Annotated in this window: 11 protein-coding genes; 6 read left to right on the plus strand and 5 right to left on the minus strand. The window is 68.8% G+C overall.

The genetic code is table 11. From position 1 onward, the window contains the following. The first annotated feature begins 108 nt into the window (after positions 1-108). The 3 genes from ACFXJL_RS18725 (at position 109) to secD (ending at position 4,073) form a co-directional block, all read left to right on the plus strand. Positions 109-1,026, plus strand: a complete 918-nt coding sequence (locus ACFXJL_RS18725) for a S1 family peptidase (RefSeq protein ID WP_384693728.1) — start codon at positions 109-111, stop codon at positions 1,024-1,026. A 206-nt stretch (positions 1,027-1,232) separates the two neighbouring features. Beyond that, entirely contained in the window at positions 1,233-1,655 is a 423-nt protein-coding gene (locus ACFXJL_RS18730; protein WP_384693731.1) for a hypothetical protein, read from the plus strand. A 123-nt stretch (positions 1,656-1,778) separates the two neighbouring features. Then, positions 1,779-4,073 (plus strand): protein translocase subunit SecD, encoded by a 2,295-nt coding sequence (gene secD / locus ACFXJL_RS18735; protein ID WP_358881365.1) that lies wholly within the window; start codon positions 1,779-1,781, stop codon positions 4,071-4,073. Between the two features lie 61 nt (positions 4,074-4,134). On the opposite strand, the gene ACFXJL_RS18740 is transcribed toward secD, so the two are convergent. The 4 genes from ACFXJL_RS18740 to ACFXJL_RS18755 form a co-directional block, all read right to left on the minus strand. Continuing rightward, on the minus strand, positions 4,135-4,665 hold the full coding sequence (locus ACFXJL_RS18740; protein ID WP_384693734.1) for a GNAT family N-acetyltransferase: 531 nt from the start codon (positions 4,663-4,665) through the stop codon (positions 4,135-4,137). 23 nt (positions 4,666-4,688) lie between these two features. Next, the gene (locus ACFXJL_RS18745; RefSeq protein WP_384693737.1) at positions 4,689-5,069 is read right to left on the minus strand and encodes a VOC family protein; all 381 of its coding nucleotides are present in this window, start codon (positions 5,067-5,069) and stop codon (positions 4,689-4,691) included. A 129-nt stretch (positions 5,070-5,198) separates the two neighbouring features. After that, positions 5,199-5,924 carry a siderophore-interacting protein gene (locus tag ACFXJL_RS18750; protein WP_384693740.1) on the minus strand — a complete coding sequence of 242 codons (726 nt, stop codon included), beginning with the start codon at positions 5,922-5,924 and terminating at the stop codon, positions 5,199-5,201. A gap of 115 nt (positions 5,925-6,039) precedes the next feature. Continuing rightward, the gene (locus ACFXJL_RS18755) at positions 6,040-6,471 is read right to left on the minus strand and encodes a helix-turn-helix domain-containing protein (protein WP_358881369.1); all 432 of its coding nucleotides are present in this window, start codon (positions 6,469-6,471) and stop codon (positions 6,040-6,042) included. 154 nt (positions 6,472-6,625) lie between these two features. Between ACFXJL_RS18755 and ACFXJL_RS18760 the strand changes: the two genes are divergently transcribed. Together ACFXJL_RS18760 and ACFXJL_RS18765 are read left to right on the plus strand one after the other, a co-directional pair. Further along, positions 6,626-7,261, plus strand: coding sequence for an NADPH-dependent F420 reductase (locus ACFXJL_RS18760; RefSeq protein ID WP_384693743.1), 636 nt, complete (start codon positions 6,626-6,628; stop codon positions 7,259-7,261). Between the two features lie 381 nt (positions 7,262-7,642). Beyond that, the gene (locus ACFXJL_RS18765) at positions 7,643-9,079 is read left to right on the plus strand and encodes a PP2C family protein-serine/threonine phosphatase (protein WP_384693957.1); all 1,437 of its coding nucleotides are present in this window, start codon (positions 7,643-7,645) and stop codon (positions 9,077-9,079) included. A 47-nt stretch (positions 9,080-9,126) separates the two neighbouring features. Here ACFXJL_RS18765 and ACFXJL_RS18770 read toward each other — a convergent pair whose 3' ends face one another. After that, a complete protein-coding gene (locus tag ACFXJL_RS18770; protein ID WP_358881371.1) occupies positions 9,127-10,620 on the minus strand; it encodes a hypothetical protein in 1,494 nt (497 codons plus the stop codon). 234 nt (positions 10,621-10,854) lie between these two features. On the opposite strand from ACFXJL_RS18770, the gene ACFXJL_RS18775 reads away from it, so the two are divergent. Then, complete coding sequence (locus ACFXJL_RS18775) at positions 10,855-11,964, plus strand: aminoglycoside phosphotransferase family protein (RefSeq protein ID WP_384643374.1); 1,110 nt, start codon at positions 10,855-10,857, stop codon at positions 11,962-11,964. The last annotated feature ends 118 nt before the right edge of the window (positions 11,965-12,082 follow it).

Raw genomic sequence — 12,082 nt, forward strand, 5'->3', positions numbered from 1 at the left:
ACGTCGATTGGCAGGCTCATGACCAAACCGGTCCGGAGGGTCCGTCGATCGCACGGTTCCAGGGCCCGTCCTCCCACCGGGCCCCTCGATCTCCCATCGGAGGTTGCAGTGAAACTGAAGCGACTCTTACCCCTCGGCTCCTTCACCGGACGCGCCCGTATGGTCGCGGTCACCGCCAGCCTGGTCACAGTCACCGCCTTGGCCGCGCCCCACGCGGTCGCCGAACCGAGCGGCACGGCGCGGGCCACATCGGCGCAGCTCGCCCAAGCCAGTGAGGCGGTCCTCGAAGCCGATGTCGCGGGCACGGCCTGGTACACGGATCGAAGGACCAGCAAGATCGTCGTCACCGCCGATCAACGGGTCACAGCCGGACAGCTGGCCCAACTCAAAGAGGCCGCAGGCGCATACGCCGGCACCCTGGAGATCAAGCGGGCCGCCGGCACCTTCAGCAGACTGATAGCCGGTGGCGAGGCCATCTACTCGACCGGGGCCCGGTGCTCCCTCGGCTTCAACGCGGTCCGCGCCGGGACCTACTACGCACTCACCGCGGGACACTGCACCAACGGCCGAAGCACCTGGTACACCAACCCGGCCAACACCGTGCTGCTGGGCACCACCGTGGCGTCCAGCTTCCCCGTCGACGACTACGGCATCATCCGGCACGCGAACCGCGCCGCCGCCGACGGCCGCGTCTACCTGTACAACGGCACGTACCGGGACATCGTCAACGCGGGCAACCCCGCCGTCGGTCAGTTCGTCGAGCGCACCGGCTCCACCACGGGCTACCACAACGGCCGGGTGACCGGCCTCAACGCCACGGTGAACTACGGCGGCGGCCAGCTCGTCTACGGCCTCATCCAGACCAATGTCTGTGCTCAGCCCGGTGACAGCGGCGGCCCGCTGTTCTCCGGTTCCACAGCACACGGACTGCTCTCCGGCGGCAGCGGCAACTGTTCGGTGGGCGGAACGACCTTCTACCAGCCGGTCACCGAGCCCTTGGGCCTGTACGGACTGAGCGTGTTCTGACACCCCGAGCACCATCGGTGGCCCCCGTCGACGGATGGGGGCCACCGGCCGTTCGTCCTCATGAAGCAAGGCGTCATGGAGGCAGGGGCCATAGAGCGAGGCGGCGTGGAGCGAGGCGGTGTGGAGGGTGGGGCCATCGCTGTCGTCCCCGCCGCGGCATCGCCTAAGGTGAAGGTCAACAAGGGACCGCGACAGAGGGGAAGGCGATGCACTCACGCACCCGACTCCTCGTCGCAGCAGCACTGACGTCGGTCCTGCTCGCCGTCTGGGGGACCTTCTCGGTCCTGGTCGGCGTACCGCACACGACCGGCGTCACCACCACTCACGCGGCGCCCGTCGGCCCCCTGGTGCCCCTCCGCGCCGACACCTCCCGGACCGGTTCGCCCCACCAGGAGCCCCACTCCGAGGTGCGTCGTCTGGTGCACACCGGCGTCGAGGAGGCCGTGGCGGTCGACACCGGCGCCCGACTGCTCCTCGCGCCCCCCGCCCCGGCGGGACCGGTCGCGTTCGACTTTCCCCGCCCGTCGGTCGGTGACGCCTGCGTCGGACCGCGCCAGGAGCGCGCACCGCCCGGTTCTCCGTACAGCCCGCGACACACCCGCGCACCGCCCTCCACAACGAGCAGCTGACGTCCTTCAGCACCTGCCCACCCCGCCGCACGACCGTGCCGGGGTGCCCGAGCAGGTGCTCCTTGACCTTTCCGCTGTCCGCAGGCGCCCGTAGGCGCTCTGCGCGCTGCCCGTGGAGTCCTCATGTCTCGTCGCGCCACGTTCTGGCGCGCCCTTCTGGCGCTCGCTCTCATCGCCCTGTCGGTCGGTGTGGCCCTGACCAACCCGCCCCGCCTCGGACTCGATCTACGAGGTGGCACCCGCATCGTCCTGGAGACCCGGGACTCCCCCACCGTGAAGGCCGACGCCGCAGCGACCGACCGGGCACTGGAAGTCCTTCGGCAACGCGTCGACGCCCTGGGAGTGTCGGAACCGTCGCTGGCCCGCTCCGGTGAACAGCGCATCGTCGTCGAACTGCCCGGGGTACGCGACCCCCGTGAAGCAGCCGAGGTCATCGGCCGTACCGCACAGCTCACCTTCCACCCCGTACAGGAGATGACTGCGGGACCCAAGAGCGGTCCCGCAGCGGACGGATCACGCGTCCTGCCCGATCCGGACGCATCCGGGAGCTTTCTCCGGCTGGCACCGCCCGGGCTGACCGGCGAGGGGGTCAAGGACGCTTCCGCCGTCCTGGACGCCCAGTCCGGTCGGGGCTGGACGGTCGACCTCTCCTTCCGTGGCGGCGGCAAGGACTGGGCACGGATCACCGGAGAGGCCGCTTGCGCAGCCCCCGGTGATCCGGCGCGCCGGGTCGCGATCGTCCTGGACGACGCGATCGTGTCCGCTCCCGGCATGGAACAGTCAGTGCAGTGCGGAGCGGGCATCAGCGGCGGGAACGCCCAGATCACCGGTGGCTTCAGCGCCGACGAGGCGCGCGATCTGGCGGCCCTCGTCAAGGGGGGCGCCCTGCCCGTTCCGGTGACGACGATCGAACAGAGCGTGGTCGGACCCACACTCGGCAAGGAAGCCATCCAGGCGAGCGCACTGGCCGCCGTGATCGGTCTGATCTGTACCGGCGTGTTCATCATCGCCGTGTACCGGCTGGTCGGGCTGCTCGCCACGATCGCACTCGCCCTGTACGGGCTGATGTCGTACGCCGCGGTCGTCGCGCTCGGCGCCACGCTGACCCTGCCGGGACTCGCCGGATTCGTCCTGGCGATCGGTATCGCCGTCGATGCGAATGTGCTGGTCTTCGAACGCGCACGGGAGGAGTACCTTCGCTCCCCGGACCGGGCGATGGATCTACGGCGTCCGTTGCGCGTCGGATTCGACAAGGCGTGGAGCGCGGTCGCCGACTCACATGTGACGACCCTGCTCGCCGCCGGTCTGCTGTTCGTCTTCGCCATCGGACCGGTCAAGGGATTCGGGGTGACGCTCGCGATCGGTGTCGTGGTGTCCCTGGTGTCGGCGATGCTCATCACCCGGCTGCTCGCCGAGTGGGCACTGCGCCGGGGCTGGGTGCGCAAGAGGCCCGCGATCACCGGTCTGACGCTGACGGGACGGGTACGGGCAGCTCTGGCGAAGCGCCCACCCCGACTGATGCGGAACAGGCGCCGTTGGCTCGGCGGCTGCGCCGCGCTGCTGCTGTTCGCTCTGGGCGGCATCGGTGTCCGCGGTCTGGAGTTCGGCGTCGAGTTCACGGGCGGGCGGCAGATCCAGTACGCGGCGGAGCGCCCGGTGGACGCGGACATCGCCCGGCAGGCCGTGGCGGACGCGGGATTCCCGCGGGCCGTGGTGCAGGCGACGGGCGAGCAGTCCATCACCGTCCGTACCGGGGAGCTCGACAACGAGGAGCAGGAGAAGGTCCGCGGCGCACTGGAGAAGGCCGTCGGCGAGGTCGCGGTCGAACGGGACGACACCATCGGGCCGAGCCTCGGCAGCGAGTTGCGCCAACACGCACTGATCGCACTGTCGGTGGCCGTGGCAGCGCAACTGGTCTATCTGACCGTACGGTTCCGCTGGACCTTCGCAACGGCGGCGGTGGCGGCGATGGTCCAGGACGTCCTGCTGGTGGTGGGGTTGTTCGCCTGGTTGGGCAAGCCGGTGGACAGTGTGTTCCTGGCAGCCCTGCTGACCGTGGTCGGATACTCGGTCAACGACACGGTCGTCGTCCTCGACCGACTCCGAGAACTGCGCCGCGCGGCGCCGCGCGGCGCATGGCCGGAGCTTGCTGACAAGGCCGTAGCGCAGACCCTTCCCCGTACGGTGAACACGGGAATGGGTGCGCTGTTCGTCCTGATCGCACTCGCCGTACTGGGTGGGGACTCGCTGACCGACTTCTCCATCGCCCTGCTCGTGGGAGTCGTGGCGGGCATGGCATCGACCGTCTTCACCGCGATGCCGATCGCCGTCGGCCTCCAGCACCGCTATCCCGATCGACCGCGTTCCCGGCCGACGGGGACGAAGCGAAAGGACCGCGGAACGGGAGCGGTGGTGTGAACGACTGACGTGGGTCAGCCGGAGTGCGGGGCGGCAACTGCTCGCCCCGCCTCCGCGGCGGCTAGCCGGACGTGGTGGAGCAGCCCTCGTCGAGGCGGTCGAGATGGAACATCAACTCGGGCCGGTCCCAGTTCACCACGGACGGCTGCGCGGCAACGGTGCCCGTGCGCTCTGCTCCGACGCTGCGGTAGAAGCCTTCGGCAGGGGGGTGGGAGACGACGCGAACGGCAGCGAGGCCGGCGCTTCGCGCCTCGGTGATCATGTGGGTAATCAGTTGGCGTCCGACACCGAGACCCTGGGCCCGGTCCGCCACGAACATCAGATCCAGCTCGGGCGGGTCGAGGAGGAGCGCGTAGAACCCGAGCAGTGCGTCGTCCTCGCCGATCGCGATGTGCACCGAGTGGGCTTCGATGTAGTCGGGCCCCACCCGGTACCCGGCGACCATCGACGCATAGCCACCCTCGTAGGCGCGTGAGCGGCGCACCATCGCGGTGAGGCGTTTGGCGTCCCGGGGGGTCGCCCGTGCGATCCGCACGGTCGGCCCCCGTTCCCGCCGCCCTCGTCGATCCCGGGTCGTCATGCGTGAACTCATGAAGTGAGTATTACATTCACTGTTCAGATGTGAAGAAAGAGGCAGAAGGGATGGCCGGCGGGGTCGAAGAGGACCCGGACGTCGTCCTGTGGCTGGCTGGTGGCCTCCCTTGCCCCCAGGGCGACCGCACGCCGGGTTGCCACCTCCAGATCATCGACGTGGATGTCCAGGTGCAGCATCTTCTGCTGCTCATCGACTTCCTCGGGCCATCGGGGCGGGACATAGCCGGCCTCGCCCTGGAGGGAGAGCGCCGGACCCCCGTCCAGGGAGCGCAACTGGACCCAGTCGGGTTCACTGGCGGTGACCTCCCATCCCAGCAATCGCCCATAGAAGGCAGCGAGGGCATGTGCATCGCGGCAGTCGATGACCACGCTGGCCAGGGTGAACCGAGGAGCATCCGTCACTCCTCCACCCTTCCCCGCCAACGGCCTCCGTGCACTCCCGCCCAGGGCACCGGGCGGATGGGCTCCGACTTGGGAAGGGATCGGCCGCACCGACACCTTCCAGGGCAGGCATCCGCAGGTGATGGGCGGTCAGGCTGCGCGCCAGTACCCCAGGGTGTGGATGCGGTCCTTCGGCAGTGCGAGTTCCTTGCGGAGGTAGGAGGAGAGCGACCGCGTGGTGGCGGTGTCACAGGCGACCCAGACGTACGCGCCAGAGGGGTCATCGATCAGTTCGGGTAGCGACTCCTTGACCTGGGCCACCAGATGGGCACCGCGCTCCTTGCGCGGAACCCGGCGCAGTTCATGGCGGTCGGCGTGCAACCTCAGCGGCAGTTCTTCCTCGACCACGTCGCCGGTCTCGAACCAGATCGTCGCCGGAGTGTCCGGAAGCGCATCGAGGAGGGAGTTGATCGCGGGGAGGGACGCTGGGTCGCCGATGACGAAGAGACGCTTCGGGAGCGGTGCGGGGGCGGTGAATCCGGTGCCTTGGAGGGTGGCGTCGACGCAGTCGCCCACCTCCGCCGAGCGTGCCCAGTCGCTGGCCCGCCCGTCGTGCAGGGCGAACTCGATGCTGAAGGTGCCGGCTTCGGAATCGGGATCCACGAGGGTGTAGGCCCGCTGATGGGGCTTGTCCCCGTTGTCGAACCAGACCCGAACCCACATGGTCGGGTGGACACCGGTCTGCGCCAGCATGCCGCCATCGGTGAAGTGCACACGCCGAAAACGTTCGGTGACCTGCTCGACCCCGCTCACGGTGAACACGAAGTCCTTGCCGCGCATCAGCTTGAGGACCACACCTTCCCAGCCGTGCCCCATGCTCGCCCGCCTCCCCTCACCAGCCCGAATATGTCTCGGGACAGTAGCATCAATTTAGGGCAGCCTAACCTTACTGGAACGGAAGATCGTGGGCGGTTTTCCGGGCAGGCAAGGATCAGCCGGAAGTTGTTGCTGGACCTGAGGGGGCGCCCTGTGCGGCGTCATAAGTGGAACGGGCCCTATCCATGTGTGCGGTGTTCTCCTCGGCCCATCGTCCGAGCTCGTCCAACACCGGCAGGAGGCTGAGCCCCAGCGGGGTCAGTGCGTAGTCCACGCGGGCCGGCACGCCGGGGACGAGTGTGCGGGTGAGCAAGCCGTCGCGTTCGAGTCGGCGCAGTGACTCCGTGAGCATCTTCTGACTCGCGCCCGCTATCGACCGGGCCAGCTCTCCGTAGCGCCGCGGCCCGTCGGCCAGTTCCTTGAGCACTACGGCGACCCACTTCTCGCCGAGGCGGGCCAGGAGTCGGTTGGTCGGACAGAGGGCGAACGCGTCCTGATGGACGGTGCGTGCCTCGGCCCGCCGTTGGGCGGCGGTGCGCGTGGTCATGGCTTCCCTTCGCGTGCGTTGGCCACGGTGAAGTGCCTACTCCCGTCCAACGGTAGGCCCACCTACGGTCCTTGAGCAGCGGCATGTTTCCCGAGGAATCCCGAAGACGCTCAGGAAACCCGAAGAACCCCAGAGCAAGAGGAGTGGACCGACCTTGACCACGATTGCAGTCCTGGGTACGGGCGCGGTGGCGCGGGCCCTGACGGGCGGGCTCCAGCACGTCGGACACCGGATCCTGATGGGCTCGCGCGATCCGCAGCGCGTGCGGTTCGAGGAGTGCCGGGACCTCCGGGCCGTCGGCTTGCGCGATGCGGCCGGCGCGGCGGACGTCGTCGTCAACGCACTGCCGGGAGACGTCTCCGTACGGGTACTCTCCGACCTCGGGGGCGAGCTCGCCGGCAAGGTGCTGGTGGATGTGGCGAACGCCGTCGAGTCGGGTCCGAGCGGATTCGCGTCCGCCGTCCGGTATCCCGGCGGGAGCCTGGCCGAGGAGCTCCAACGGACACTGCCCGGCGCCCGGGTGGTGAAGACCCTGAACACGGTGCATGTGTCGCTCATGTCCCGACCTGCTCGGGCGAGCGTCCCACCCAGCGCCTTCCTCTCCGGCGATGACACCGGGGCGAAGCAGACCGTGGCCGAACTCCTCGGTGATCTGGGCTGGCCTCCGGAGTCGATCATCGACCTCGGAGGCGTACGTACGGCCCGGGGGCCCGAGTCGTTCGTGCTGATGATCGGCGATCTGGTACGCGCACTGGGACCGGTGCCCTTCGGCATGGCCATCGCCCGCTGAGCCGGACGGATTCGGCTCCAGAACACCGTCGCGTTCGAACGGGAAGACCCGGGAGAACACAGGAGAGCGACGTCCTGGCGAGTACGGGGGGCCTGCCCGCCATGTCCAAGGATTGAAACTCGACAGTCAGGAATGCGCCTGAATCAGCTGGAATCCGCCTTGCTCGTGTCTCTGACAGCGGATAAAACGGTGGGGGCGGTGGCCAGCCAGGGTCCTCCGCTCCGAGCCGGACCTACCAGTAGCATATGACCGGGGCACCACCACATCGAGTGTTGCCAAATCCCTTACGGGCCATCGCTCCCTGTGCAAGAGTCGTAACGGTCCACTGTTCAGACCGTGTCTCAGACCTGGCCCCCGGCCACGCCTGTATCGGAGTACGACATGCCGTCCCATGTGTTCGCGGACCGTCCTGCCGCGCAGCCTCCAGAGCGCGGCGCCGTCGACGCCTTGATCACCCGGACGCACCGGCTCAGGGGCGACGTGGACGCCGTACGCCGCGACGCCGTCGTCGACCTGGACGATCCGGCCGGCAGGTGGCAGCGCGCTCTCTGCGATCTCGCCGTCCACCAACTGGACGACCTGGGCACCCATCTGGGTCAGCTGAAGGAAGGGTTGCCCCAGAGCCCCGAGGTCGCGGGCCATGTCGACCGATCACTCCCCGGGGGCGACGACCCACGGACCGGCTCGCTCCTGAGTCGTGTGGGCAGCGCCGAATGGAATCTCCTCACGGACGAGGTGAGTTGGTCCGACGAGCTGTTCCAGATCATGGGCCGCTCACCACAGCGGGGGCCGATGACCCTCGACGAACTACCCTCGGTCGTGTTCGCCGAGGACCAGTCCCTGCTGACGGCCATGGTCACCGCATGTCTGGTCGACGGACGCCCCATCGACGGGGAGTTCCGCCTGGTGCGCGCCGACGGCCGGGTTCGGACGGTCCATATGACGGGCGAGCCCGTTCTTGACCCCGATGGCTCAACCGCCTCCATGTGGGCGGTGTTCCGCGATGTCAGCGAACTGCGACGCAGCGAGCGGGCGGTCCGTGAGAGCCGCGACTCGCTCCACCGCCAACAGCACTTCGAGCAGACCGAACACCGGCTCGCGGTGGAACTCCAAGAGGCCGTACTGCCGCCCTGGCGCAGCTCCGTTCACCTCCCACTGGGCGACACCGCAGGGCTGGACCTGGCAGCGCACTACCTGCCTTCCGTGAACAGCGCTCTGATCGGCGGCGACTGGTACGACGCCCTTCAGCTTCCCTCCGGCCAGTCGATGTTCAGCGTGGGGGACCTCACCGGACACGGGGTGGCGGCCACCTCCACCATGGCTCTGCTGCTCGGTGCGCTGCGCGGCCTCGGCGTCGCCGGAATCGAGCCGGGCGAGGTGCTCGGGCACGCCAACCGGCTCCTGGAGACATCGACACAGCCCGCACTGGGAAGCGCGGTCTGCTGCCGCTTCGATCCCGTGAACCGAACGGTGTCCTGGGCGCAGGCAGGCCACCCCGTCCCCCTGCTGTTCCGCAACGGGACGGGGCGTGCCTTGTCACGGCCCGATGGAGTGCTGCTCGGTGCCACCTCCCACGCCGAGTACGAGCAAGCGGAAGTTGCCCTCCTGCCCGGAGACCTCCTCCTTCTCCACACGGACGGTCTCACCCGCAAGAATGCGGCCGACGAGAGCGACGGAGCAGCTCGCCTGCTGGCGTTGGCACCACGTCTCGCTCAAGCCCAAGACGCCCAGGAATGCGTCCGGATCGTGGTCGAGGCATGTGGCACGGACAACCGCATGGATGACGCCTGCGTCCTCGTGGCCAAGGTCTGCCCCTGACGGCATCACTCCGCAGGCAGCAACCGCAGCTCGGGGCAGGTGCCGGATCAGATGTCGACGCTTCTCGCCCTCAGGGACGGACTGTTGGGCAGTGCGAGCCTGATCTCCTGACGAAGGTCCTCGATCTTTCCATGGCCCGAGTACTGCCCGGTGAGTCGATACATCTCCCGCAGCCGGTCCCAGGTGCGATGCGACGAGGTCTCCCCCATCGACACGAGCGCCAACCTGGCGTAACGATCGGCCTGTTCGGGGTCATCCGCGATGAAGCAAGCGGACGCCAGCGAGATGTAGTCGAAGATCTTCGACCGCTGACGCCCGCCCTCCCGCAGCTCCAAAGCCTGCTTGGCATGGTTCTGGGCGATCGTGGCAGCGGCGGGCTCGTGTTCGGCCAGGGTCCGGTACGCCAGGGCTTCCATCCCGTGCAGATCGGCCTCGTCGAACATCTGCATCCAACTCGGCGGCGGTACATCCCCCTTGTCGGAGACGAAGAGCTCCTCCGCCTCGCCCAGCGTTCGCCGCATCGCCTGCCCCTGGCCCTTCGCCGCCTGGGCCCACGCCTCGATGGTGTGGAGCATGGCTTGGGTGCGGGGCAACGTCTCCTCGCCCGAACCTGATTTGGCGAGCTTCATCAGGTCGAGCGCATCATCGGGACGCCCCAGGTGGACCATCTGCCGAGCGGCACGGGAGAGTGCCTCTCCCGCCCTGGGGCGGTCTCCGCCTTCTCTGGCCGCGTGTGCCGCAATCACGAAGTACTTCTGGGCGGTGGGTTCGAGGCCGACGTCGTGGGACATCCAACCGGCGAGTACGGCAAGGTTCGCGGCAACCCCCCACAGCCGTCGCTGTAGGTGTTCGGGATGTCGGTAGGCGAGCATGCCGCCCACTTCATTGAGCTGACCCACGACGGCCTTGCGTTGGAGTCCGCCACCGCGGGAGGCGTCCCACGCACGGAAGATGTCGACGGAACGCTCCAGCGCCTCGATCTCCTGCGACCCGATGGGTGCGGCCTCGTAGCGGTCGTAGCCCGCGGGGTCCGCGTGCAGGGGGTTGTGGGTGTAGGGGACGTCTCGGGCCAGTGCGGGGTCGGTGTGCAGCCATTCGTGCATGGCGCTGCTGAGGGCAGTTCCTGCGGCGAGCGCGGCGCCCGCGCCCACCAAGCCGCGTCGGTTGAGCATGAGGTCCATTCCCGTGAATTCGGTGAGGACCGCCGCCGTCCGGTCGGGCGCCCAGGGAAGGCCGTCAGGGTTGTCCACTCCCTGCGCGCCCTTCCGTTTACCCGCTCGCCCGTTCCGTGCAAAGCCGAGATCCTCGATGGTCACGACACGGCCGAGCCGCTCGGTGAACAGAGCCGCCAGCACCCGGGGCACGGGGTCGCGCGGGGTCTCCCCCATGTCGATCCAGCGCCGTACCCGCGAGGTGTCGGTCGCCAGCTGGGGATGGCCCATGGCCGCCGCCTGCCGGTTCACGAGTCTTGCGAGTTCGCCTTTGGACCAGCCGGCCAGGCCGAACAGGTCACACAGACGGGTGTTGGGTACTCCGGTCACGTCAAGCCCCCAGGTTCTCGGCTGAGTCGACAGTAACCCTCCGTCAGGGGGGTGGCGACTATTCGCCAGGGTTTCGCCAGGGTCCGCCAGATGGTGTGCCACCCGTGCGCTGGTGTGACGTAGGAACGCGCCACCCCGGCCCGGCAACCGGTCACATTCCCCAGGATGCGATCGCGTTGTCGGGACGGGGCAGCGCTTGCAGACTGTCGGCGCGCGAAGGGATCTGTCACCCCCATGTACACAGCATCGTCCTCCGTGTCCGCGCCACACCGGCCGCAGCGCGCCACCGTCCCGGTGGGCACCGGACCGTACTCCGGACCCGTGCACGCGGCGACCCGGATGCGTCGGCCGGCCGTGGTCGGCGGCCAGCTGAGCGGGAGACTTGATCTGTCCGGTCCGCAGGGAGCACAACTGCGCATGGCCGTGGCATCCGTGCACCGGATCTGCCCGGAGTTCAATCCGGTCCAGGTGCTGCGCCGCAGCGGACGTTCCGTACTCATCGTCGGCACCACCGGTCGCGCCACCGCCGTCGCCAAGTGCCTGTTGGACCACTCCCCCGTCTGGGTCGAGCGGTTCCGGCACGAAATAGCGGTCTACCGGACCTTCGTGCGGCATCGCCCGTTGGTCCGGGCCCCGCGGCTGATCGCCGCAGACCCCGACAACTGCACCTTGGTGATCGAGCGAATGCCCGGTCGTCCCGCGGCCCTGGTGCGCCACCCTTCCGAAGCGCCGCCGCGTGCCGACATCCGGGCGGTCCTCGGCTCGCTCGGTCGACTGAACAACTGGCGCCCTCCCGCGGAGGTGTTCGACCGTCCGCTCGACTACACCTCACGCATCGCGCACTATCACGAGCTCGGACTTCTCACCGACCGTGACCTGGGGGACCTTCACAAGCTGTTGCACGGCCTGGCCCAGGCGGGAGGGCGCCAGAGCATGAGCCAGTTCTGCCACGGCGACGCCCTGCTGTCCAACATCCTGCTGTCGCCCACCGGTCCGATCCTCGTCGACTGGGAGCACGCGGGTTGGTACCTACCGGGCTACGACCTGGCGACCCTCTGGTCCGTTCTCGGGGATGCTCCGGCCGCCCGTCGACACATCAGCCAACTGGCGCAGCGGGAGGGTCCGGCGGCGCGTGATGCGTTCCTGGTGAACCTGATGTTGGTGCTGACGCGGGAGATCCGTACCTACGAAACGGCGGTGCAGCGCACGATCCGTGAGCCGGGACCTGCGGGCGGACCGGGGGGCGTGGCAGCCGGCGAGGAACAACGGCTGTTGCTACGACGGTTGCACGACGACTCCGCGATGGCACGGCGAGCCGTGCGGGCCGCGGTCGGAACCCGCTGACCGGTTACCGAGGGGGAACTGCGCTGTGGGCCCCGGGGGGGTGGACCCGGGGGACAGCCCAGTGCGGTTGTGGCGAGCTGGGAACGAGCGGAGCGGGCCCGACGAGATCGATCCCGGA

The sequence above is a fragment of the Streptomyces sp. NPDC059256 genome (assembly GCF_042753785.1).
In the GTDB taxonomy this organism is placed as follows: Bacteria; Actinomycetota; Actinomycetes; order Streptomycetales; family Streptomycetaceae; genus Streptomyces.

Coding starts and splice junctions, on each gene's coding strand:
- ACFXJL_RS18740 (WP_384693734.1), bottom strand. CDS start 4,665: ATGAGTTCACGCATGACGACCCGGGATCGACGAGGGCGGCGGGAACGG.
- ACFXJL_RS18775 (WP_384643374.1), top strand. CDS start 10,855: ATGTACACAGCATCGTCCTCCGTGTCCGCGCCACACCGGCCGCAGCGC.
- ACFXJL_RS18730 (WP_384693731.1), top strand. CDS start 1,233: ATGCACTCACGCACCCGACTCCTCGTCGCAGCAGCACTGACGTCGGTC.
- ACFXJL_RS18755 (WP_358881369.1), bottom strand. CDS start 6,471: ATGACCACGCGCACCGCCGCCCAACGGCGGGCCGAGGCACGCACCGTC.
- ACFXJL_RS18750 (WP_384693740.1), bottom strand. CDS start 5,924: ATGGGGCACGGCTGGGAAGGTGTGGTCCTCAAGCTGATGCGCGGCAAG.
- ACFXJL_RS18765 (WP_384693957.1), top strand. CDS start 7,643: ATGCCGTCCCATGTGTTCGCGGACCGTCCTGCCGCGCAGCCTCCAGAG.
- secD (WP_358881365.1), top strand. CDS start 1,779: ATGTCTCGTCGCGCCACGTTCTGGCGCGCCCTTCTGGCGCTCGCTCTC.